We start from the raw sequence: 22163 nt of genomic DNA, 5'->3' as shown, positions 1-22163 counted from the left end.
AGGAAGCAGATGAGACAAAGCGACTTAGAGTTTTTTAAAAATCTTCTTGAGGAACGTAAAATTCAGATCAATAAAAATATACTTGATGCGGCAGACGAGATAAACGGCTTACGACAAAGCGGCGCTAGCGACGAGTTTGATTTTGCAAGTATAAACGCTGATGCTATACTAGAACATTCGATATCTGCTAAGCAAAGATCTGAGTTAAACGAGATAGACGAGTCTTTGAAAAAGATTGCAAACCGCACTTATGGAATTTGCGATATGTGTGAAGATGAGATAGATATAGAACGACTTAAAGTAAAACCTAATGCAAAATACTGTATAACTTGTCGAGAAATAATAGAAAAAAACAATAAAAATAAGGATATGCAATGAAAACAAGAAGATATATATTTTATTCTGTTGTATATATAGCTCTAGTATGGGTAATGACATTTTCATTTATCAATCAGGACTTTAGCGTCAATCTGTTTGAGTACAATATAAACTTACCTATAGCAACATGGATCATTATACCTATAACACTGTTTGCACTACTTAGTATACTTCATATGAGCTATTACGGTTTTAAAAACTTTTTAGACGCAAGAGCCGTTAAAAATGATCTGCAGCTTTATAATACTTTGGCAAAAGAGATATATCTAGGTCTTGAATCAAATAAAGATTTTAAAACAGATCTATTTTTAAGTCCTAGCGAGATCACAAAATCACTTTCTCCTTGGGTAGATCTTGGTGAGCTAAATTTAAAAAACGAAGAGTTAAAATCTGCTTATGAAATATCTAAAAAAGTTAAAAACGGTGAGGCTTGCGATATAAAAAAATTTAAGATATTGAAAACAAATCCTCTATTTTTGCAAAATGAAAAAAATAAAATCAAAGCTGATTACAAATACGCTATAACTTTGATCTCTAGTAAAAATGAGATAAATGACGCAATTTATAAAGAAGCTTATAGCGCGCTTATAAACTTTGCGAGCTATATAGAACTTTGTAAATTTAACTTTGCCTATACAAATGATGATATATTTAGCCTTGTAAAAAGATATGTTAAAAATGAAAATTTCGAAATTGCAAGTTCTGAGCTATTTACTATGATAAACAAAAACGAATTTAGCTGTGATGAATATATCAAACTAGCCATTCTTCTAAAAACAAAACTTGATCCAGATAAGCTTATATCTATGTTTGATAGACTAAAAAACGAGCATTCAAATGCCATGGAAGCGTATTTATACATACTTTATGATTTACAAATGTTAGATAAGCTAAGAGAAAGTTTAGCTTCTATAGAACACGGAGATTTTGATAAGATAAAAACATTACTATTTTTGAGAGAAAGTGGAAGATTAGCTCCCGTAGATATGTTTTATAAATGATAGATTTTAGTTCAAAACCGCTATTTCTAGCGCCTTTGGCAGGTTTTTCAGACCTGCCTCTTAGGGGAATTGTAAAAAAATTTGGCTGCGATGTTACAGTAAGCGAAATGATAAGCTCAAACGCTTTGGTATATGAGAATAACAAAACAGTTTCAATGATAGAAAAAAATCCTTTAGAAACACCATATATAGTGCAATTAGCCGGAAACGGTTCTGAAATTATCAAACAAGCAGTTCAAATTTTAAATGATATTGAAGGAATCGATGGAATCGATTTAAACTGCGGTTGCCCTGTTCCAAAAGTAGTAAAACAAAATTCGGGATCCGCTCTGCTAAATGATATAAAAACGCTATGTGAAATAGTAGAAACTATCAAAAAAACATCTAATAAGCACTATACTTCAGTTAAAATACGTCTAGGATTTAATAGTAAAACCGCACACAATATAGCAAAAGATATAGAAAACGCTGGTGCTGATTTCATATGCGTTCACGGTAGAACAAGAGCCGGTGGATACAGTGCTAAGGTCGATTATGAAGCTATAGGTTTAGTAAAGCAAAGCGTGTCGATACCAGTAATTGCAAACGGCGATATAAATGCAAAAAACGCAGATGAAATACTGCGCCTTACTAACTGCGACGGGGTCATGATAGGAAGAGCAAGTATAGGAAATCCTTGGATATTTTATGAAATAAAACATAAAAAGCCAGTAGATAAAAATATTAAAAAACAGATTGTTTTAGAGCATTTTAACGAAATGCTGAATTATTATGGCGAACACGGCATAGGAATATTTAGAAAACACCTGCATGAATACTCAAAAGGTATAGATGGAGCAAGTTCATTTAGAAATGAGATAAATCATATCTCAGATCCGGATGATATGCTAAAAATATTGCGGTCATTTTTCAAGTAAGATGCAAGGATATATCTTAAAAGTACAAAAAGTACGCGATGAAGACTGTTTAGTATTTATATTATCTAAAGATAAGCTAATAAAATGCTACAGATTTTATGGTGCGAGACATCCTGTTATCACTCAAGGCTTTAAGCTTGATTTTGAGCTTGTGCAAAATGGAAACTTTTTACCACACTTAAGAGGAACTATGCATCTTGGATTTTCATGGTTATTCCATAGAGATCGGCTACTAGCATGGCAAAATTTTATGAGACTTTTGTATGAGCACTTAAGAGATGTTGAAGATATAGATGAGTTTTACTACTCTCTTTTAGAGTTATGCTCATATAAATTTGAAAAACAAAATCCAAAACGTATAATTATAGAAGCATATCTCGATATACTTGAGTTTGAAGGTAGGCTACACAAAGATTTAAGATGTTTCGTATGTGATGAGATAATCGATTCGAATTTAACCCTAACAAGAGGATTTTTACCGGCACACAAAAGATGTATCGGTAAAGCTGCGTTTGATTCAAAAGATATAAAAACTCTTTTCGAAACAAAAAAATGTTCCCATATAAATGATTTTTACATTGACCAAATTTATTATATAGTTCTTGAAGGATTATAATTAGTCAAAAGTTATTGCAAATATAGTAGGTTTTACCAGTTTTTTGATATTATCCTTGACCATAAAAAAGTTTTTTACGCCATAAATGTGCAGGGCGTGATTTATAAATTTAAAACTAACCGTATTAGATACACTCAATGATTTAGCAAGACCGAGTAAAAAACTAAGCCATCTTAAATCATTTATATCTGGAAGTAGATCTTTGAATTCGCCTAAATCGCTTATTTGTCTGCCTTGATACTCTATGATGGATGCTATGAGAGATTTTTGCTCATGGGTATATCCGTAGTTTAGTCCATTTTTTACTAAATAACTACTATGAGAATGCTCAGAGTAAAAGCCAACTGATCTGCCGATATTATAAAGTTTTGCAGCAGTTATAAGCTCAAAAAGATACTTATCGTCTACTTTATGAAGCGGTTTTAAAACTTCAAATAGCTCTTTTACGTATTTTATCGTAGTCTGATTACTTCTTTTTGCAAATCTATCTTGCAAACTTCTAAGACTAGGATTAAAATTATTTGGAAATCTTATATTTATCTGCTGAGGCATAGCTTTTAAAAGTTTAGTTTTTACGCAAGGCTTAAGCAAATTTGTTATAAATATCCCTTCTCTAACTCCTGCTCCGCTTGTATATATATTTTTTGCTTGCAACTCTTTTACTAAAGTGCAAAATATCATAGCTCCTTCTCTAATCGTATCATATCTATCTTTTTTTATAGGAAAATTTTTTAGATCTAGTACGCCGGTAAAGGCTATTTTTTCTATCAAGTCACCATAGTCTTTGTAGCTATATGAAAAATTATGAACAAGCTTTAATGGATGATTTTTTATCTGCATTATAGCATTAGCAAGAGCTCTTAAACTACCTCCTATGGCAATTATATTATTTGAATGAAAATGACTGGGCACTTCAGAAATCAGTTTTTGTGCAAATTTAGAAGCGCCGTCTATATCTTTTTTATCAAAAAATAGCTCTTTTAATCTAACCGTACCTACATTCAATGATATAACATCTATAATTTTACCGTCTTCTATCTTCGCTAATTCAGTAGAGCCGCCACCTATATCTATAGTAGTCGCTTCTTTCAACGGATTTAGTAAATTTATAGCCGCTATTCCGCCATAAAAAGCCTCCATTTGACCATCTATGACTTTTAGTCCAAGACCCAACTTATCTTGCACTCTTTTGATAAATAAATTTGAATTTGGGGCATCTCTAAGAGCAGAAGTTCCTGCGCACAAAACTTTATTTACACCATATAAATTTAAAAAATGTTTGAACTCGCTAAAAGCGTAAAATACCTTATCCATAGCGCCATCTTGCAAAACTCCGCCATTTTCATAAGCACCCTCGCCAAGCCTAACTTTTATCTTATATTCGCGTAATATATAAAATCCAAGCCTACTAGTACGCTCAAAAATCGCCATTCTAGCCGAGTTTGAACCAAGATCTATGACTGCTACTCTTTTTGGCATTAATTCCCTTCTAAATACTGTTCGTGTTTTAATTTTAACTCTTCTGGAGTTTCTATATTATCAGGATCTGGAACTATACAATCAACAGGACAGATAACTATACAAGCAGGCTCAGCATAGTCACTTATACACTCGCTACATCTATCTGGATCTATCATATATGTGGGATCATCTTCATATATAGCCTCATCTGGGCACTCTTCGCGGCAAGCATCACAACTGATGCAGTCTTTAGTTATCATAAGAGACATCTCAAACCTTTCAGTACTATTTTAAAGCCACTTTATACAATATTTTTACTTTAAAAACTTTGAATTTGAAATGTTTTTTTGCATTTTTCTATTTTTGGTATTTATAGGTAGTATAAAAGTAGCTATAGCACCACTTCTATCTGTTCTATTTCTTATCTCTATACGTCCGCCGAGTGCCTGAGCAGCTCCCTTTGCTAAAAATAATCCTAGTCCGGCTCCGCCTTTGTCTCCATATCTCTTAAATGGAGCAAATAGATCTTTATTTTCATCTATTCCAGGACCCTCGTCTACTACTTTTACTATAAATTCATTATTTAATAAGTTTGATTTAATCTCTATAGTCGCATTTGGAGGTGAAAATTTAATAGCGTTTTGAACAAAATTTTGTATAACATGTAAAAATAAAGTAGGTTGCAAAAACATCTTTAAAGTCTGCGGTTTTAGACTCATTTTTATATTTTTACCCTCGCCCTTTGCCAATATCAAAAAGTTATTTCCGATTTCATTTAAATACGCAATTATGTCTACATTTAAAGGTTGTTCAAACTGAGCACCTTCTTGACGACCGATCTCTAAAATAGAACCGATCATTTTATTCATTTGATTTATTGACTCATTATTATTTTTTAGGGCTTCTATATATTTTTCCGGCTCTCTTTGTTTTATTAAAGTCACTTCATTCTTAGTTTTCATAACCGCCAAAGGTGTTTTTAGCTCATGAGCGGCTCCGACAAAAAGTTCTTTTTGATATTGAACAAAAGTCAAAATTCTACTTATAAGCCTATTAATCCCATCACCAAGAGGTTTAAACTCATCTGGAAGTTCATCTATACTAACTTCTTGTAAAAATCTTTCATTTAACTGGCCAAGTCTCAAGCTAAGCATTTTTATAGGTAAAAGCAGCATTCTTGATAAAAATAACGCATAAAAAAGTATCAAAAATATAGCAGTTGCATTTATAATTAGTATATCCACTAAAACTTGATTTACGACGCTGCTGTATTCAGTAGTATTTTTTTTGAGCGCTAATACCATATTATCTTTATATGGATAATAAAGCGTCAGATAAGTACTATTTTCATCTTCACTCTGAATAAATTTAGGTCTTGATAAGTTATCGGTATTTTCTTCAACTCCAATGACTGTCAAATTTTGAGATTGTGGGTAGTAAAACTCTAGTTCACCTATTTGAAGAAGTTCTTTTGAGTCAAGTATATTATTTGCTTCTATAGTCAAGCTTTGTACTATATTTTCAAAAATGGTTATTTTTATATAGTGATACAACATCACCGAAAAGATTACAATTAGCATCGTAGAAGCAGATGCTAATTGTAGAGCAAATCTAGCCCTTAAGCTTTTTTGGGGAAACAAAATCTATATCCGCGACGTCTTACAGTTTCTATAGTTGAGATGTTTAGCGGTTTATCCATTTTTTGGCGTATTTGGTTTATAGCTACTTCGATAACATTTGGAGTAACAAGCTCCGGCTCCTCCCAAATAGCATCTAAAAGCTGCTCTTTGCTTACTATTTGATCGCTGTGTCTAGCAAGATGAGTTAAAACTTCAAACGGTTTACCTTTTAACTCTATTTCTTGACCAAGATATGTTATTTTTTCTTCATCTGTATCAATAATTAAATCGTCTATTTTAATAACATTTGTACCGCCGAATCTTAGTCTAGCTTCAAGACGGGCTACTAAAACTTCAAAATCAAACGGTTTTTTTATATAATCATCGGCTCCGGCTCTTAAGGCCTTTATTTCACTCTCTTTATCATCTTTAGCAGATATGATAACCGCTGAAGTGCGCGGACTCTTTTGCTTGATGACATTTATAAGATCAACGCCATCTCCATCAGGAAGCATCCAATCACTAAGAACTAAATCATAGTTTCTAATACCTATATAATATTCAGCGTCTTTAAAACTTTCTGAACTATCTGTTTGATAACCAAATTCCTGCAAACCTTCTGCTATGGTTTTGTTAAGCGTAACCTCATCCTCTACTATCAAAATTCTCATTATACTTTCCTTAAAGCGCAAATTTATTCGAGATTGTACCATAAATTAAGCAATTTTTCAAGTTATTTTAAATTTAATTTAATAAAGCTGCTCGATTTTTGCTCCAACCGTGGCATTTGAAATGATTTTTACCTTTGAAATTTTCATATAAAAATACTCAAGAGACGGAAAAATTTCTTTAAAATTATTTTTAAAATATTGCAAAGCCTCTTCAACTTTTTTAAATTTCATTTTTTCAAATTCATTTCTAGTGTGTTCACACACAAAAGCATAATCAATAAATTCATCAGCTTTAAAACCCATATCAACTCTTATTTTTTGGCGTTTAACCCGCTCAAAAGCCAAAAGTCCGATTATCGTTTTGAATTTAAAATCTTCCACAAAAACAGTTATCAAATCACCCTCTTTTCAGAACCGCTCAAAAGCCTTTTTATGTTTGGAATGTGTTTATATAAAACCACAAACGATATGATAAAAATAGGAGCGTGAGTATTTATCACCGGCATTTCATAATGAAATATAAAAGATGTTCCTATCAAAGTAAAAAGCGCCAAAAGCGAGGCCAAACTAGAAATTTTAAGTACTTTTCCGATTATAAACCAGATTCCCAAAGCGCAAATGATCTCTAAAGGTAAAAAATAAATAAGCGCTCCGGCTCCAGTAGCTACGCCTTTTCCGCCCTCAAATTTAAGATACGGCGAAAAGCAATGTCCTATCACTGATAACACAGCCATAGTCCAGATAGTTTGATCACTTAAATCAAAAACAACTTTTGCTACAACCATAGGAATAAATGCTTTAAAAGCATCGCAAACGACTGTTAGTACTGCAAGCTTTTTTGCCAAATTCGGGTTTGAACTTTTAAGAACTCTTAAAACATTTGTGGCTCCGATGCTGCAGCTTCCTTCTTTAGTTATATTAACTTTACCGAAAATTCTACCCAAAATCAAACCAAAAGGTATCGCACCAATAAGATAAGCCAACACATAAGCAACAATATTTTCGTTCATTTTACTCCTTTAACTCTTCCATAAAACAGATACTTTTTCATTTAAAATATCACTCTTTTTTGGGCGCAGTATTTTTTCATCTATCTGTAAATTCGCAATATCAAAACTCTCTTTTAGTTCTGATATTTTGGTTTCATAACTACTTTGCAACTCATTAATTTCATTCAAAATACTCTGCATAGTCTCTTTAGATGCATACATATCATCGTGTTTTGAAAAAACGTCAGTAGCTTTTTTTGTACTGCTCAAGATTTTTGTGCTACTTAATCTCTTTCTAAAAACAGCAGACAAAACTCCGCTTACTATCTCGATAGCTGCAAATATACCGCTTTTATTTGCTATATTTTTCTTCTTTTCTAAACTATTTTTAGCATTTAATAATCTTTTTTCCAAAATGCTTTTCTCTTTTTCAAATTTATTCATAAGCAAAGTTTTTTGTTCTTTTAAAAGTTCGTCCGCTCTGAGCTTTACTCTTAAAACAAACTGATCTTTGCTCTCATTTAAATTTGAAACTATATCAAATGCTTTATATAGCACTATTTTTTCATTAGTATATAAAAACTCGGTAAATGATTTTACAAATTCATTTAAATTTTTTGCATTTAAAATAGATCTTGGGGCATCTAAAAGCTCTATATTTTCATATTTTTCACAGCTGAAATTTGAGACCGAAATTTCTTCAGCATTGCTCCAGTCTAGCTCATCGCTATCTGCTTTTAAACAAAAAATTCTATCTTTTATAAGCTCGTCATCACTGCTAATAAATCTCACTTTTGCCGTGCCGAGCAGATGACAAAAAAGCTTATTTGAGTTGCCATATTCATAAATTTGAACTATATCTGGATTTAATATAGCGCTTGAATTAAGCATTATAGATGATCCATTTTTAATCTCAAAATGCTTCATAAGATTTGAAATATCATTTTTATTTAATGGACCTTTTAAATAGCTAAGTGCCCATCTAGTAGTTATGATCTGTAAATTTGTATCGTGGATATTTTTTACTAAAAACTGGCGCTTTTTTAAATTTGAAAGAGTATCTAGAATCTCTTTATCGCTAGTTTTACCAACTCCGCTAAGTCCGCTAATCACATTTTGTTTATCTTGAGCTGTTTGTAATCTTCCTATAAACCACGTTCCTATATTACTAAGTCCTTTGTAGTCTATATCTACTGGATTTTGCGTAGATAAAACAACACAAATTCCAAAAGCTCTTGCTTGTTTTAACAAAGTAAGCATAGCTAGTTTGCTAGGAGGATTTGAGCTTGGAGGAAAATATCCAAATATTTCATCCATATATAGCACTACTCTAGGTTTATGCGTTCCTTCTAAACTTCTCATCCAAGAAACCATCTCATTTAATAAAATAGTTACGAAAAACATTCTACTAGCATCGTCTAAATGGGATATTGTAAATATATTTGATCTTGGCTTGCCATTTTCAAAAAGCATATTTGAGATATCTAATTTCTCTCCGCTACACCAAAGAGAAAAATCAGGACTAGCTACAAGCGCATTTATTTTCATAGCTAAGTCGGCTCTTTTATCGGCCGGATAAAAACTCTCTACATCAAAAACACCTATTTTTTTAAATTTAGGATTTATGATATCTTCTATCAACTGAGCTATGCTAAGATCTTTTTTTGCACTAAATCTATTAAAAAATATATTTTGTAAAATAAGCATCTCGGGCGAACTAAAATCATCATTTTTAACACCCACTAAAGATAAAATAGAACCACAAATTCCGATAATATAGCTATTTAAACTCTCAAAATCATCAAATTTAGGTGCGTTAAAATCACTAAGCAGACTAACTCCAAGACCCGCATTGCTTTTTGGAGTAAATATCTTAAAAACTGAGCTATTTTTAAATTTTTTAACTCTTTCAAAATTCTCAAAACTACTCTCAAGACCAGCTTTATACTGCTCATAAACGCTACTTCCGACGTTTTTATCTGCACAAACTTCTATAAACTCGTCTTCGCTGCTAAGCATAAATTCGTCATATCGCCTTTTGGGTCTATTATTATAGTTGGAATTTGATTTAATGAAGCTTCTTCTAACAGACTTATACCAAGACCTGTTTTACCACTTCCGGTCATTCCTATGATAGCTGCGTGAGTAAGAAGATCTTTACTATCATAAATATATGGCGTATTTTCACTAAGTCCTAGATAAAATTCGCCACTTTCAGGCATTTTCATCTATAAAGTTCTACTTTTTGTTGCAATTCATCTAGCGTATCTTTAACTCTTAACTTAGAAAATTCAACTATTTTTTCCGTGATAGATTGAGGTTTTACTATTTCACAACAGTAACGCATAGAGCCTTGATAATTCAATGCAACTACTAAATTCAACTCTAAATAAACATCGATAACTTCTTTAGTTCTTGGCATAGTTAAACTAAACTTAGCCATAAGCTCCTCGCCGCTTTTAAATCCACCGTTTTGGATGCTTACCACGCCTATTCCGCCTTGAGAAATATCGTATAATTTACCCTCTATACTTACTCCGAATTTATTTGATAATATAACTTTTGTATGTTGATTTGGATGTACTCTGGGAAATTTTCTTTGGTTTGCAAACATATTTTCCATTCGTACAAAGTTATTTAATAAAACAGTATTATTAGATAAATTTATACTTAATATATCAGCTTTGACGTTGCTTACTAAGTTATCGCCTTTTAGTATGTATGCATTTTCTTCTTCTTTCATAGCCAAAATCTGCATCAAATTCACCTTAAAAAGCACTTTATCATCTTCTATGCTAGCTATTTTAGCATCGCAGCTGACATTTACGCCATAGTATAAATTTAAAAATCTTAAGCTTGAGTTTGAACGCAAAGCCGCTCTAAACTCGTCTATTATATCGCCAAATAACATAAATCCGCCACTAGTTCCAAATTTAAAACTCTGAGGGCTTGAAATTTTTGTTTTAGCTTCTGTTTTCATTAAAACTTGAGTAAAAGCATCTATCGCATTTTCTAGATATATTATATAAATTGTACTGTTTAAATCTGATTTTGAAATATAAATACTAAAACGATGTAAAAGATGAAATAAAACTTTCAAAATAAAATAATTAGCATACGTTTCATCGTTACCAAAACATTTGTTTATCTGTTTTAATGAGGCTTCTTTATCTAAATTTGTCTTAAAAATCGCATCAAAAATCAATTCTAAAGTATCATCTAAATCATAAGGATCAATCTGTTTTTGCGACTCTTTTGCAAGATTTTTACCGTATTTTTTGTAGTCTTGCTCTAATCCTTGCAAAATCCCCATACACTCAGATATAAGCACATCTTGCCCTTCATAAATCACTATTTTTCCTTAAAATTTAGTTGAATTTAATTATAGCATAAAAATATTTAAATTTGGTTGTTATTTTGATGGCTTATTTTCCGCCGAATCTTAACAAAGCAGAACCCCATGTAAAACCGCCGCCAAATGCGTCTAAAAGGATTAAACTACCTTGTTTAAGACGCCCGTCTTCATAAGCATCATTCATAGCCATAGGTATGGAAGCCGAGCTAGTGTTACCATAATCCACAACAGTTACAACGCACTGCTCATCTGTGAAATCCAAACGCTGTTTTACTGCTTCTATAATTCTTAAATTTGCTTGATGCAGTATGAAAAGATCGATATCTTTGCTGCTGACACTGTTTTTTTCTAAAATATCAACAACATCTTTAGATAGCGTATTAACAGCTATTTTAAAGACCTCATTACCAGACATATGTAAAAAATTTAGCTTTTTATCGATAGTATCTTTGTTGGCTGGATGAACAATGCCGCAACCAGGAGTTATTAATAAATTTCCTTTGCTACCGTCGCTTGATGTATGAACATCTATTATATAATTATCATCCGAAGAGCTAACTATAGCCGCGCCTGCTCCATCGCCAAATAAAACACAAGTGCTTCTATCTTGCCAATTAATAATTGAGCTTAATTTTTCTGCTCCTATTATAAGAACATTTTTCTTAGCTCCACTCTCAACGAGAGATTTTGCAATCTCTAAAAGATAGATAAATCCGGTACAAGCGGCACTTATATCAAAAGCAGTTACATCAAACAAACCTAAATTTGAAGCCACTTTACAAGCAGTAGAGGGCATACAAAAATAATCAGGCGTAATAGTCGCGCAGATAACCGCATCTATATCATTTTTGTCTATACCGGCTCTTTGTATGGCCATCAGAGCCGCTTTATATGCTAGATCACTAGTGACTTCATTTTTTGCTAAATGCCTAGTTTTTATACCTGTTCGTTTGACTATCCATTCATCACTAGTATCAACCATTTTTTCAAGGTCAAAATTAGTTAAAATATCTTTTGGAATATAAGCTCCAACTGAAATTATCGATGCTTTTTTCATTTATTTGCTACCTAACAAAGTGCGAAAGCTCATCTTCTATAACTCTATTTATGTCTGATTCAGCAAATTTTAGAGCTTGGAAAATAGCATTTTTAACGGCTTTTGGACTACTTTTACCATGACTTATAATAACACAATCTTTAACCCCTAAAAGCGGAGCTCCTCCGTACTCGTCATAGTCTATTTGAATCTTTAAAGCCTTAAAAACTCTTTTCATAAGCAAAGCACCAACAGTAGCAAAAGGTGACTTCTTAACACTTTCTTTTATGATTTTTGATATAGCGCTAGCTACGCCTTCACTAGTTTTAAGTAAGATATTTCCGACAAATCCGTCACAAATAATAACATCAACACTTCCATCAAAAATCTGATTTCCTTCAACATTTCCGATAAAACTATCGAGTTTTGACATCATTTCAAATGCTTCTTTTGTGACTTCATTTCCTTTACAATCCTCTTCGCCATTACTTAAAAGCCCTACTTTCGGGTTTTTTACTCTCATTATTTGTTTGGCGTAAGATTCTCCCATTATGGCAAACTGAAATAGATGTTCTGCTTTACAATCAACATTTGCACCGACATCAAGAACAAGTGTTTTTTTATTTAAAGAAGTAGGCATAAGTGTGGCTATAGCAGGTCTTGCAACGTTTTTTAATCTACCGATTCTTAAAGTTGCTAAACTCATAGTAGCTCCACTATGTCCTGCTGAAACTATAGCTTTGCATTCGCCGTTTTTTACAAGCTCAATTGCTTTAAAAATACTGCTTTCCTTGCGCTTAAGTGCATCAGTAGCACTCTCGCCCATAGAAAATACTTCGCTAGACTCGATATAAGTTACAAATCTTGCGTAATCTTCAGGTATAAGGGGTTTGATCTTTTGTATATCACCTACTAAAACAGCATTAAAACTTCTATGTTTTAAAGCGTCGAGTACACCAGTTATTATAGGTTCTGGACCAAAATCCCCGCCCATAGCGTCTATTGCTATACTAATCATTGTTGTATATCAATACTCGCCGGTTGTTTTATTTATACGATGTGGCATCTTCCAACTACCGTCTTTATCTTTTACAGGCATAGGAAGAGTTACTTTATAGTGAGTTCTGCGTTTTGCAGCGCGTGTGTGGCTCACTCTACGTTTAGGTACTGCCATTTTATTCTCCTTTTAAAATTTTACATTCATAACAGTAAAAATATCCGCTTTTATAAGCTTCTATTTCGCTTTCAAAAATTTCATCGATGTCAATCTCGCCATCATAAAATTCAATAGTATCACTTAAATCGTTTTCTAAATCTTTATAAATACCGTTACTTAAAGATAATTTTACATCCTCATTCAAATTTAAAATCATATCTTTACCGCATCTATCACAATAATAATTTAAATTTCCAGATATCACAGCAATACACTCTACTATTTTTGGATTAATTTTTTTTAAATTTCCATTAAATTTTAATCCATTAATAACTATTTCAAATGGAACAGGCAAAGATGTTATTTTATCAAATGGTATTTTCAAATTTATCTTCTTAGTTTAGCAAATTTCTCTTTTTGCAAAGAAAAACGCTATTTCTGTCTTTGCATTTTCTAAACTATCGCTTCCATGAACAGCATTTGCATCAATGCTCTCAGCAAAATCTGCTCTTATGGTACCGGCTGCAGCTTCTTTTGGATTTGTTGCACCCATAAGCTCACGATTTTTAACAACTGCATTATTACCCTCAAGCACCATTACTACAACAGGTCCGCTTGTCATAAACTCTACTAATTCTCCATAAAATGGTCTAGCGGCATGAACTTCATAGAATTTTTTAGCATCTTCTACGCTAAGTTGAAGTTTTTTTGCGGCTGCTATTCTTAATCCGTTGCTTTCAAATCTATCGATTATTTTTCCTACAACGCCTTTTTCTACGGCATCAGGCTTTATTATAGATAAAGTTTGTTCCATGAAATCTCCTTTAATGATGGTTGAAATTTTTACAAAATTGCGATTATATCAAAAATAAACTTAAAAAAATAGTAAGCCACATAAAAGTGGCTTTAAATTATTATCATAATACAGGAGTAGCGGCATTTCTTACATCAGCGGTTATTTCGCTTCTGCTTGGCTGGCCAGAGATAACCTCACTCCATACAATACAGCCGTCAGTAGGACAGGCTTCTGCGCAAGCCGGAGAATCATTGTGTCCTACACACTCTACACATTTATCGGCATATACATAGTACGCATCTTCGCCTGTTGGATTATCGCTATCATCAACTATGGCGCTAACTGGACACTCATCAATGCATGAACCGCAACTTATACAGGTATCTGTAATTCTAACTGCCATTATATCTCCTTAAATTTAGATTTATTTTATAAGATTATCAAAATTTGACTAAAATATGACTTAAGAAATTATATATAAGTATATTATATTTTAATACATATAAATATAACAAAATAGCTATAAATTGCAGCCTAATTTACTGGATTTCATTTACTATATCAAGTACAGATTTTTGTAGCTTTTTATCTTTTATATCTATTCTAAAATAAATTTTAGCTAGTTTTAAATCGCTATTTTTGATCTGAACACTATCGCCAAACGATGTGAATCTCAGCCTTTTTGGATCTATACCGTTCCCAATCAGCATAGTAAGTACATTATACGCTCTATCTGCTGCTAACTTGTAATCTTTTGCGTATTCATTATAATCATCGGCATATCCCCTTATCTCTACGGAAACAGATTCTGGAACTTTATTTATTATCATAGAAATTATTTTTACAAAATTTATCATATCTGGATTATAAATTTCAGCACTCATAGGATCAAATTTGATTCCTGCAGGCAGATCTATAGCAACTTGATTTTCAGCTTGATCAAGCGCAACTCTATAGCGTTCGTTATTTGTATTTTGCTTGACCGAAGTGCTGTCGCTATTTTGCATAGCGATACCAGGACCATCAAATTGTTTCTCGCTTTTAGCGTTTTTAGAACTTTGTTTGACACCTTTTGAATCAGGAAAATCAAATATTTTTATAATTTCGGTTTTTAAAGCTTCAACTTTTGCGGTATTTACTGCAGATATCGCATATAAAGCTATAAATAAAGCAAGCAATAAAGATAAAAAGTCTGCATACGGAACAGCCCATTTTTCACCCGCTGGGCACTCTTGCTGTTTTTTCTTTTTTGCCATTTTGTACCTTAGTTAAATTGAGACACTCTAGGCTCATTTTTATCTAAAAAGTTAAATAATTTTGACTCTAAGCTTCTAGGATTTGCGCCCTCAGCTATACCTACTAGGGCTTCTATTATCATAGTTTTTTCTTTAATTATATCTTTTGCGTTTCCAAGTATTTTTTGACCCCATGGTCCAAAAAACGCATATGCACCCATAATACCAGTAACAGTCGCGGTAAATGCTCCTGCTATACCTGCTGCCATAGCTGCTGGATCATCTAGCAATTGAAGAGCTAACATAAGACCCATAACTGCTCCAACTAGACCAAATGTAGGGCAACTTTCACCGGTTTTTATCCAAAAATGTGCACATTCATGATAGTACTCTTCAGTAGTCTCTATGGCAAGTTCAAGATTTTCTTTAACCTCATCTATAGGTTGACCATCAACTAACATACTAAGTCCCGTTTTCAAAAACTCATCGTCTATAGAAGATGCTTTTTGTTCAAGAGACAAAATACCGTTTTTACGGGCCAAAGTACTATACTCTACCATCTCGGCTATACGCTTTGACATATCTACGCCAGAGCCCTTAAATGCTACTTTAAGCTCTTTAAATGCAGCTTTAACATATTTTTTATTTGTAGCCGTAACAGCTGAAAACATGGCTGTAGGGATAACTATCAAAACTGAGCTAATATGCAATACATGAAGCGGATTACCACCTTCTAAAATATCACCCACAGATATACTAGTTATAGCTAGCACCATACCGAATATCGTTGATAAATCCATAAATTCTCCGCCTATTAGAATTAAAAATTATTGCATAAATTAGCAAAAAAATAACTTAATGTAAAAAAATCTTACTTTAAATCACCCCAATTTTTCGCCATACCCCAATTTGCAACCAAAGGCACATTGAGAGCAACTACTGTTTGCATAAGCTCTTGCACGTTTTTAGCAAAGCTAGGTGCTATTTCATCTCGCACCTCGAATATAAGCTCATCGTGGATCTGTAAAAGCATTTTTGCATCATCATTTAAGAGATCTTTTACTTTTATCATAGCAATTTTTATTATATCGGCTGCACTGCCTTGAAATTTAGTATTTACAGCTTCTCTCTCAAACATCGCAAGTTGCATAGGAGTGGCACCGCCAAAGTCAAAATACCTCTTTCGCCCAATCAATGTTTCTACAAAGCCGTCATTTTTGGCTCTATTTTTTATACTATCTAAAAAATCTTTTATAGTCGAAAATGCCTTAAAATAGCGATCAATATACTCTTTTGCGCTCTTTTTATCGATGCTGAGCTCATTGCTCAATTTATTTGATCCCATTCCGTAAATCAATCCGAAATTTATGGATTTTGCTATGGCTCGATTTTGCGTATTACTTTCTCCAAATATGCTTATAGCAGTTCTTGCATGTATGTCATCTCCATTTTTAAAAGCTTCTATAAGCGCAGGATCGCAACTAAAATGCGCTAAAAGTCTAAGCTCTATCTGAGAGTAGTCAAGAGATATCAAACTATAACCGTCTTTTGGCTCAAAAACAGCCCTCATATCTTTTGCCAAATTTCCGCGAGCAGGTATATTTTGTAAATTTGGATTTTTACTCGAGAGTCTTCCTGTGGCTGTTCCGGTTTGAATAAAATTTGTATAAACTCTATGATTCTCATCTTTTATGGCTAAGTTTAAAAGCGGCTCACAATATGTACTTTGAAGTTTATATAACTCTCTATACTCCAGTATTTTTTCTATAGATGGATGTAAATCTAAAAGCTCACTAAGTACGCTTTCATCGGTGCTATAACCTGTTTTTGTCTTTTTTTTCGCAGGAAGTTTTAGATAATCGAACAAAACAGAACCTAGCTGTTTACTTGAGTTTATATTAAATCTCTGCTCGCAAAGCTCATAAATTTCAGTTGTCAAAGCTCGCAAAGCAGAGTCATTTCGCAGTATAAGCGCTCTTAATTTTTCTAAATTTAATCTTATGCCGTTACTTTCCATATCAAAAAGTGTTAATATAAAAGGAAATTCAACGTTTTTTGCTATATTTAGCATGCTTTCTTCTAATTTATTTGTGAAAGTTTTATAAAATTTAAGTGTTATCCACGCATCTTCGCTAGCGTATTTTGAAGCACTTTGTAGATCGACACTAGAAAAATCCTCGCCTTTTTTTACTACACTTTCAAATTTAATGGTTTCATAATTATAAAGCTTCTTGGCCAAATTATCCATGCCGACGCTGCTGCTTGGATCATCTAACCACGCTAATATCATTGTATCGGAGTAATTTTTAGGAGGCTCGATACCAAAGTTATTTGCTACTATTCTAAAATCGTATTTTAAATTCTGTCCTATTACAAAACCTTTGTAAATTTGAGATATCGCCCATTTTGCACTGTTCATACTAATCTGAGATTCGACTCCAAGATAGCTATGAGCTAAAGGCACGTAATAGCTGGTTTGCTCATTAAAACAAAAGCTAAAACCGACTATTTTAGCTATTTTGGCATCTGTTGAAGTAGTTTCCGTATCAAAACTAATCATAATTTCGCTATTCATATCTTCTAAAAGCCTTATAAGCTCACTTTCATCCGTTAAAAGTACCGGAGTAAAACTCAAAATTTTATCTTCATCGCTAGATTTTAAGGTTGCCAAAAGACGACTAAGCGAATAGTCTTTTAACGTATCAATGACTTTTAGCAAAGGATTAGACGTCGGAAAAATAGCATTTTGAAGATTTGGCGTTTCAAGTTCATCATATAAAGTCGCTAGACGTTTTGAAATAAAAGCGTTCTCTTTGCTTTCAAAAAGCATATTTTTCGTTCTCTCATTTCTTACTTGACTTAAATTTTCATATAGATTTTCTATGCTTCCAAACTCATCAAGAAGTTTTTTCGCACCTTTTTCTCCGATACCTTTAACCCCTGGGATATTATCCGCGCTATCACCGCACAATGCTAAAAAATCTCTTATCTGCTCAGGATAAACTCCGTATTTTTCATAACAACCATCACGATTATAAAGCTCTTTTTTTGCAGGACTAAATATACTTACTCTATCATCTATCAATTGGTAAAGATCTTTATCGTGAGTTACTATTCTTATTTCTAGATCTTGATCTTTGCTATTTTTTATAAAACTAGCTATGATGTCATCCGCCTCATAACCTTCTACTCTAAGGCTACAAAGCCCCATTTTTTCTATCATATCTATACATACTGGAAGCTGATCTTTTAGCTCTTGAGGAGGGCTAACTCGGTTTGCTTTGTAGTTAGGATCAATCTGACTTCTAAAAGTTTTTCCACCACTATCTAAAGCAAAAACTATATAATCACTCGGAAAATCTTGCTTAAGATTATAGATAAAATTTGCAAATCCATGCACCATTCCGCTTGGTTTACCGCTCTGACTTTTAAGACCGCTCATTGCGTAATAAAGTCTGAAAAAAAATCCAAAAGTATCAATTATCGTCAAGCTCTTCATGTTTTCTCCTAAATTTATCGCATATTTTGCACAGACCCGTTCTTTTTGCCATATTTTTGAAACTTAGCAACACAAACAGTCCAAAATAAGCCCCCAAAATATCTTCTAAAAAGCTAATAACTATATTGCTAAATGGAGCATCGAGTCTATTCATCTCTAAAAATGCCGATAAAATCAGCACCAAAATAAAAAATATATACTTTTTATATCTATCTATATCCCACCAAAATCCGATAATAAATCCAGGAACCGAACATATAAAAGCATGTAAAGTACAGACAAAAATAAGTAAAATTATAGCCATATCACACCAAGAACTTACTCGCAACGCTTATTATTGCGGTATTTGATTTAAGGATATTTGGACATTTTAGACAATACCGATTTAAAAACTTAACTCTTTCTTGTGCGCTAAAACCGCCCTCGCTTCCTACAAATAGCACTTCGCTTCCATTAGCATTATCTAGGCTGTCTCCTCCAAAATCTATCAAACTCACGTTTTTATGTACTTTTAAAAACTCATCTATATCTGCAAAAATTTCAAATTCTATAATGGAGTTTCTGCCGCATTGCTGCGACGATCCTATCAAAATCCTACGAAATCTATCAAAATCAAGCTTTATATTTCTTTGAGAAAAATCAGTATATACAAATATAATTTTCTTCACTCCAAGCTCATTTAAACTAGGTAGAGTCTTTTCTATGACGCTAGGATCGACTACGGCCCAAGCTAAAACCAGATCACTATCAAGACTTTTCGTAAGAGATTTAAATACAAGCTCGCAAGTGGCTTTTCGTTCAAATTTAATAATTTCATAAATATAACTATAACCGTCTTTTAAATTTCTTATATCAATTCTATCGCCTACGTTTTGACGCCTTGCTTTTAGGTGATTAAAACTATCGCCTTTTATCTCTAAAATTTCATTTTTAGCATTTTCATCATATAGAAATTTCAAAATACTACTCCAACGACGGTTGCTAAAACAACCAAAATTATCTCACAAACTATTTTAAATATCATAAATTTCTTAAATTTGGAGAATTCTTTTGTGATGCGAACTCGTTTTAATCTCTTAAATCCGGCAGCCCCAAAAGGTATCAAAGCTATCCAGCACACTATCATAAAAACTACGCTAAAACTAATACTAAAATGTAAAATAGCTAAATTTAATACGCCCGTAAAAAATATAAAAGCCAAAAAAACATAATAGGTAGGCAAAAAATACATAAGTCTTTTTATATACGAAAACTTAGATGTATCGCCTACAAAAACCAAAACGATATGCAAAATTAAAAGCCCTAGCAATATCTTAATAAAACTAAGATGCAGCCACGTACTCATTTCATAAGTTTCTCCCATATTTGCCTACTCTGCTACTGGCGCTGGCGGGAAATCTTTATCTATATTTATATTCGCGTCACTTTTTGCTATAGGCACATCTGGAGGCGGAGTTTCAGAAACTACATTCTGAACCGGTTTTTGCTCCTCGTTTGAGCAGCCCGATAAAAACAGGATAAAAGCCGCAAATAGCCATACAAACTTCATCAGCACTCCTTTGGATTTATAAATTTAATACCGTTTTTTAACTTATCGTAAAACATCGCGTCTTTCCACTCTTCTATAATACCTTGGCTAAATACTATATCTTCTAAATTTATTATACCCATATTTGGATTATAAGCATCTTCATAAAAACACTGAGCATATCCGCTAGCCGTTTCATGAACGATAATGCTATGAAGTTTCACTTCTCTCTCGCCATTTCTCATCACAGTAAGTCCTAAAAGCCTATCTATAAGCACGAAAAATACTCTGCTAAACTGCTCGGCGCTTGGATTATAAGGAAGCTCTATCCACCTTTTAGAATACTTTTTTATATCATTTTTATACTCAATGTCATCTTTTGAATATAGAGTTGTGGTATGATCAAAACTGTCGATTATAGTTTTAATTCCTTGTTTCATCAAACCAAAATCATACACCATTTCTGCATTATCAAGATAATTTGAGCTTAACATTACCTCACATTTATAACTATGACCATGCAGACTTTCGCGACATCTTTTAGAGCTGCAAAACCTTACTATATGGGCATTTTCATAGTCATACATTTTTCTAATAATCATAGTTGCTCACTGTTTTTGCTTATATTTTACCTAATCTTTCATTAACTTAAGATATAATCGTACAAATTTTATATAAATATCAGGAGCTTTAATATGAATAATTTTAGTTTTGAGTGTCCTACAAAGATAGTTTTTGGGAAAGACACGATACCTAAGCTTTCAAATTTATTGCCTGAGAATTTAAAGATACTAATTATTTTCGGCGGTGGAAGCGTAAGAAAAAACGGTATATATGAACAAGTAAAAAATGCTCTAAATAAACATAACGTAAGCGAGTTTTGGGGGATAGAGCCAAATCCTAAACTCGAAACTTGTTTAAAAGCTGTGAATTTAATAAAGCGTGATGGTATAGATTTCTTACTTAGCGTTGGAGGCGGAAGTGTTTTGGACGCCACTAAATTTATAGCCGCTGCGGCTAAATTTGATGGAGATCCTTGGGATATAGTAAGCAAAAGAGCATATTTCGATAAAGCCTTACCGCTTGGCTGCGTGATGAGCTTACCGGCTACTGGAAGCGAGATGAACTGCGTTTCAGTTATATCCAATGATAGTTTAAAGATAAAAAGAAGCTTTAGAAACGAGCTTTTATATCCTAAGTTTAGCATCATAGATCCAAAAACAACTTTTAGCCTTCCGCTAGCCCAAATTCAAAACGGTATAGTTGATACTTTCGTACATATACTAGAACAGTATGCAACTGTGGATCTAAATACCGATGTACAAGACGGTTTTTGTTTTGCGGTGATAAAAACCGTGATAAAAAACGCAAAAATCACCATAAACGATCCGCAAAACTATGACGCAAGAGCGAATTTATGCTGGGCGGCGACTTGCGCACTAAATGGCTGGTGTAGTGTAGGATGTACTAGCGACTGGTCAAGTCACGCCATAGGTCATGAGCTAAGTGCGGTTTATGGTTTGGATCACGGACTTAGTTTAGCTGTCGTTACAACTAGACTTTTAAGATATAATCTCGAGTTTAAAAAAGCTAAATTAGCCAAAATGGGACGCGAAGTTTTTGGGCTGGATGGAGATGAGATAAGCGTGGCAAAAAGCTGCATAGACGAGATCGAAAACTTTTTTAAAAGCACCGGAATAGCTACTACTTTAACTGAACTCGGTATGGATAAAGCATGCGTTGCAAATTTAATAAGCGAACGTTTTAAGCAAAGAAATTTAATCGTCGGAGAGCATGGCAATATCGACTACAGAGCCGCAAAACAGATACTTTTGGAGTGTTAAGCTTACTTTGATAAGATAAATATCGCCACTTGCAAAGAAACTCTAAAAAGACAAAGCCTATT

At 33.1% G+C, this 22163-nt stretch carries 26 protein-coding genes and 1 pseudogene; 5 read left to right on the top strand and 22 right to left on the bottom strand.

Features of this window, described 5'->3' with window-relative positions; all coding sequences use genetic code 11:
- The first annotated feature begins 9 nt into the window (after window positions 1-9).
- Genes dksA through recO form a run of 4 tightly spaced genes read left to right on the top strand, consistent with a single transcriptional unit; the run spans window position 10 to window position 2912 of the window.
- Complete coding sequence (dksA, locus tag DQN38_RS01250) at window positions 10-378, top strand: RNA polymerase-binding protein DksA (RefSeq protein ID WP_002848307.1); 369 nt, start codon at window positions 10-12, stop codon at window positions 376-378.
- Complete coding sequence (locus DQN38_RS01245) at window positions 375-1379, top strand: hypothetical protein (RefSeq protein ID WP_065843711.1); 1005 nt, start codon at window positions 375-377, stop codon at window positions 1377-1379. The genes dksA and DQN38_RS01245 overlap by 4 nt, the downstream gene beginning before the upstream one ends.
- Window positions 1376-2296 (top strand): tRNA dihydrouridine synthase, encoded by a 921-nt coding sequence (locus tag DQN38_RS01240; RefSeq protein ID WP_038452735.1) that lies wholly within the window; start codon window positions 1376-1378, stop codon window positions 2294-2296. Before DQN38_RS01245 ends, DQN38_RS01240 begins: the two co-directional genes overlap by 4 nt.
- A gap of 1 nt (window position 2297) precedes the next feature.
- Window positions 2298-2912 carry a recombination protein RecO gene (gene recO / locus DQN38_RS01235; protein WP_002848305.1) on the top strand — a complete coding sequence of 205 codons (615 nt, stop codon included), beginning with the start codon at window positions 2298-2300 and terminating at the stop codon, window positions 2910-2912.
- On the opposite strand, the gene DQN38_RS01230 is transcribed toward recO, so the two are convergent.
- From DQN38_RS01230 to DQN38_RS01125, 22 genes and pseudogenes are all read right to left on the bottom strand, one after another.
- Window positions 2913-4391, bottom strand: coding sequence for a Ppx/GppA phosphatase family protein (locus tag DQN38_RS01230; RefSeq protein ID WP_011731748.1), 1479 nt, complete (start codon window positions 4389-4391; stop codon window positions 2913-2915).
- Window positions 4391-4642 carry a YfhL family 4Fe-4S dicluster ferredoxin gene (locus DQN38_RS01225; RefSeq protein ID WP_002848303.1) on the bottom strand — a complete coding sequence of 84 codons (252 nt, stop codon included), beginning with the start codon at window positions 4640-4642 and terminating at the stop codon, window positions 4391-4393. Before DQN38_RS01225 ends, DQN38_RS01230 begins: the two co-directional genes overlap by 1 nt.
- A 45-nt stretch (window positions 4643-4687) precedes the next feature.
- Window positions 4688-5953 (bottom strand): HAMP domain-containing sensor histidine kinase, encoded by a 1266-nt coding sequence (locus DQN38_RS01220; protein ID WP_024305307.1) that lies wholly within the window; start codon window positions 5951-5953, stop codon window positions 4688-4690.
- 38 nt (window positions 5954-5991) lie between these two features.
- The gene (gene hsrA, locus DQN38_RS01215; RefSeq protein ID WP_111738138.1) at window positions 5992-6663 is read right to left on the bottom strand and encodes a homeostatic response regulator transcription factor HsrA; all 672 of its coding nucleotides are present in this window, start codon (window positions 6661-6663) and stop codon (window positions 5992-5994) included.
- Window positions 6664-6741: 78 nt separating this feature from the next.
- Window positions 6742-7059, bottom strand: a complete 318-nt coding sequence (locus tag DQN38_RS01210; RefSeq protein WP_002848299.1) for a dihydroneopterin aldolase — start codon at window positions 7057-7059, stop codon at window positions 6742-6744.
- Window positions 7056-7673 carry a glycerol-3-phosphate 1-O-acyltransferase PlsY gene (gene plsY / locus DQN38_RS01205; protein WP_002848297.1) on the bottom strand — a complete coding sequence of 206 codons (618 nt, stop codon included), beginning with the start codon at window positions 7671-7673 and terminating at the stop codon, window positions 7056-7058. The genes DQN38_RS01210 and plsY overlap by 4 nt, the downstream gene beginning before the upstream one ends.
- A 9-nt stretch (window positions 7674-7682) precedes the next feature.
- A pseudogene (locus DQN38_RS01200) lies at window positions 7683-9880 on the bottom strand (ATP-binding protein).
- A complete protein-coding gene (locus DQN38_RS01195) occupies window positions 9877-11004 on the bottom strand; it encodes a PilZ domain-containing protein (protein WP_002848293.1) in 1128 nt (375 codons plus the stop codon). Before DQN38_RS01195 ends, DQN38_RS01200 begins: the two are co-directional and overlap by 4 nt.
- Window positions 11005-11077: 73 nt before the next feature.
- Window positions 11078-12064, bottom strand: a complete 987-nt coding sequence (locus DQN38_RS01190; protein WP_111738137.1) for a beta-ketoacyl-ACP synthase III — start codon at window positions 12062-12064, stop codon at window positions 11078-11080.
- 7 nt (window positions 12065-12071) lie between these two features.
- Window positions 12072-13061 carry a phosphate acyltransferase PlsX gene (gene plsX / locus DQN38_RS01185; RefSeq protein ID WP_011731747.1) on the bottom strand — a complete coding sequence of 330 codons (990 nt, stop codon included), beginning with the start codon at window positions 13059-13061 and terminating at the stop codon, window positions 12072-12074.
- Between the two features lie 9 nt (window positions 13062-13070).
- Window positions 13071-13217 (bottom strand): 50S ribosomal protein L32, encoded by a 147-nt coding sequence (rpmF, locus tag DQN38_RS01180; protein ID WP_002848290.1) that lies wholly within the window; start codon window positions 13215-13217, stop codon window positions 13071-13073.
- Window position 13218: 1 nt separating this feature from the next.
- Complete coding sequence (locus DQN38_RS01175) at window positions 13219-13584, bottom strand: hypothetical protein (RefSeq protein ID WP_065843709.1); 366 nt, start codon at window positions 13582-13584, stop codon at window positions 13219-13221.
- 15 nt (window positions 13585-13599) lie between these two features.
- Window positions 13600-14013, bottom strand: a complete 414-nt coding sequence (ndk, locus tag DQN38_RS01170) for a nucleoside-diphosphate kinase (RefSeq protein ID WP_065843708.1) — start codon at window positions 14011-14013, stop codon at window positions 13600-13602.
- 103 nt (window positions 14014-14116) lie between these two features.
- The gene (locus DQN38_RS01165; RefSeq protein ID WP_002848287.1) at window positions 14117-14398 is read right to left on the bottom strand and encodes a DUF362 domain-containing protein; all 282 of its coding nucleotides are present in this window, start codon (window positions 14396-14398) and stop codon (window positions 14117-14119) included.
- 136 nt (window positions 14399-14534) lie between these two features.
- The gene (gene motB, locus DQN38_RS01160; protein WP_011731746.1) at window positions 14535-15251 is read right to left on the bottom strand and encodes a flagellar motor protein MotB; all 717 of its coding nucleotides are present in this window, start codon (window positions 15249-15251) and stop codon (window positions 14535-14537) included.
- A gap of 8 nt (window positions 15252-15259) precedes the next feature.
- Window positions 15260-16030 carry a flagellar motor stator protein MotA gene (gene motA / locus DQN38_RS01155; protein WP_011731745.1) on the bottom strand — a complete coding sequence of 257 codons (771 nt, stop codon included), beginning with the start codon at window positions 16028-16030 and terminating at the stop codon, window positions 15260-15262.
- Between the two features lie 71 nt (window positions 16031-16101).
- Entirely contained in the window at window positions 16102-18729 is a 2628-nt protein-coding gene (gene polA, locus DQN38_RS01150) for a DNA polymerase I (protein WP_002848283.1), read from the bottom strand.
- Window positions 18707-19033: a hypothetical protein gene (locus DQN38_RS01145; protein ID WP_002848281.1), complete on the bottom strand. Its 327-nt coding sequence runs from the start codon at window positions 19031-19033 to the stop codon at window positions 18707-18709. Before DQN38_RS01145 ends, polA begins: the two co-directional genes overlap by 23 nt.
- A gap of 1 nt (window position 19034) precedes the next feature.
- Complete coding sequence (locus DQN38_RS01140) at window positions 19035-19688, bottom strand: 16S rRNA (uracil(1498)-N(3))-methyltransferase (protein WP_011731744.1); 654 nt, start codon at window positions 19686-19688, stop codon at window positions 19035-19037.
- Window positions 19685-20092, bottom strand: coding sequence for a hypothetical protein (locus DQN38_RS01135; RefSeq protein WP_002848276.1), 408 nt, complete (start codon window positions 20090-20092; stop codon window positions 19685-19687). Before DQN38_RS01135 ends, DQN38_RS01140 begins: the two co-directional genes overlap by 4 nt.
- Before the next feature lie 6 nt (window positions 20093-20098).
- Entirely contained in the window at window positions 20099-20278 is a 180-nt protein-coding gene (locus tag DQN38_RS01130) for a hypothetical protein (protein ID WP_002848275.1), read from the bottom strand.
- Complete coding sequence (locus tag DQN38_RS01125; protein ID WP_002848273.1) at window positions 20278-20859, bottom strand: 6-pyruvoyl trahydropterin synthase family protein; 582 nt, start codon at window positions 20857-20859, stop codon at window positions 20278-20280. The genes DQN38_RS01130 and DQN38_RS01125 overlap by 1 nt, the downstream gene beginning before the upstream one ends.
- Window positions 20860-20952: 93 nt before the next feature.
- Here DQN38_RS01125 and DQN38_RS01120 point away from each other — a divergent pair, with 93 nt between their 5' ends.
- Window positions 20953-22101: an iron-containing alcohol dehydrogenase gene (locus DQN38_RS01120; RefSeq protein WP_038452726.1), complete on the top strand. Its 1149-nt coding sequence runs from the start codon at window positions 20953-20955 to the stop codon at window positions 22099-22101.
- The last annotated feature ends 62 nt before the right edge of the window (window positions 22102-22163 follow it).

This window comes from Campylobacter fetus subsp. fetus, from assembly GCF_900475935.1.
Classification (GTDB): domain Bacteria; phylum Campylobacterota; class Campylobacteria; order Campylobacterales; family Campylobacteraceae; genus Campylobacter; species Campylobacter fetus.
This window is presented reverse-complemented; position numbering and strand designations above follow the sequence as displayed.

Bases quoted from the DNA above. Each gene is read 5' to 3' on its own strand.
- DQN38_RS01135 (WP_002848276.1), bottom strand. From the start codon at position 20,092: ATGGGAGAAACTTATGAAATGAGTACGTGGCTGCATCTTAGTTTTATT.
- DQN38_RS01240 (WP_038452735.1), top strand. From the start codon at position 1,376: ATGATAGATTTTAGTTCAAAACCGCTATTTCTAGCGCCTTTGGCAGGT.
- DQN38_RS01165 (WP_002848287.1), bottom strand. From the start codon at position 14,398: ATGGCAGTTAGAATTACAGATACCTGTATAAGTTGCGGTTCATGCATT.
- DQN38_RS01125 (WP_002848273.1), bottom strand. From the start codon at position 20,859: ATGATTATTAGAAAAATGTATGACTATGAAAATGCCCATATAGTAAGG.
- DQN38_RS01145 (WP_002848281.1), bottom strand. From the start codon at position 19,033: ATGGCTATAATTTTACTTATTTTTGTCTGTACTTTACATGCTTTTATA.
- rpmF (WP_002848290.1), bottom strand. From the start codon at position 13,217: ATGGCAGTACCTAAACGTAGAGTGAGCCACACACGCGCTGCAAAACGC.
- DQN38_RS01120 (WP_038452726.1), top strand. From the start codon at position 20,953: ATGAATAATTTTAGTTTTGAGTGTCCTACAAAGATAGTTTTTGGGAAA.
- plsY (WP_002848297.1), bottom strand. From the start codon at position 7,673: ATGAACGAAAATATTGTTGCTTATGTGTTGGCTTATCTTATTGGTGCG.
- DQN38_RS01220 (WP_024305307.1), bottom strand. From the start codon at position 5,953: ATGCTAATTGTAATCTTTTCGGTGATGTTGTATCACTATATAAAAATA.
- hsrA (WP_111738138.1), bottom strand. From the start codon at position 6,663: ATGAGAATTTTGATAGTAGAGGATGAGGTTACGCTTAACAAAACCATA.
- motB (WP_011731746.1), bottom strand. From the start codon at position 15,251: ATGGCAAAAAAGAAAAAACAGCAAGAGTGCCCAGCGGGTGAAAAATGG.
- DQN38_RS01230 (WP_011731748.1), bottom strand. From the start codon at position 4,391: ATGCCAAAAAGAGTAGCAGTCATAGATCTTGGTTCAAACTCGGCTAGA.
- dksA (WP_002848307.1), top strand. From the start codon at position 10: ATGAGACAAAGCGACTTAGAGTTTTTTAAAAATCTTCTTGAGGAACGT.
- motA (WP_011731745.1), bottom strand. From the start codon at position 16,030: ATGGATTTATCAACGATATTCGGTATGGTGCTAGCTATAACTAGTATA.
- DQN38_RS01245 (WP_065843711.1), top strand. From the start codon at position 375: ATGAAAACAAGAAGATATATATTTTATTCTGTTGTATATATAGCTCTA.
- DQN38_RS01225 (WP_002848303.1), bottom strand. From the start codon at position 4,642: ATGTCTCTTATGATAACTAAAGACTGCATCAGTTGTGATGCTTGCCGC.
- plsX (WP_011731747.1), bottom strand. From the start codon at position 13,061: ATGATTAGTATAGCAATAGACGCTATGGGCGGGGATTTTGGTCCAGAA.
- DQN38_RS01190 (WP_111738137.1), bottom strand. From the start codon at position 12,064: ATGAAAAAAGCATCGATAATTTCAGTTGGAGCTTATATTCCAAAAGAT.
- DQN38_RS01130 (WP_002848275.1), bottom strand. From the start codon at position 20,278: ATGAAGTTTGTATGGCTATTTGCGGCTTTTATCCTGTTTTTATCGGGC.
- recO (WP_002848305.1), top strand. From the start codon at position 2,298: ATGCAAGGATATATCTTAAAAGTACAAAAAGTACGCGATGAAGACTGT.
- ndk (WP_065843708.1), bottom strand. From the start codon at position 14,013: ATGGAACAAACTTTATCTATAATAAAGCCTGATGCCGTAGAAAAAGGC.
- polA (WP_002848283.1), bottom strand. From the start codon at position 18,729: ATGAAGAGCTTGACGATAATTGATACTTTTGGATTTTTTTTCAGACTT.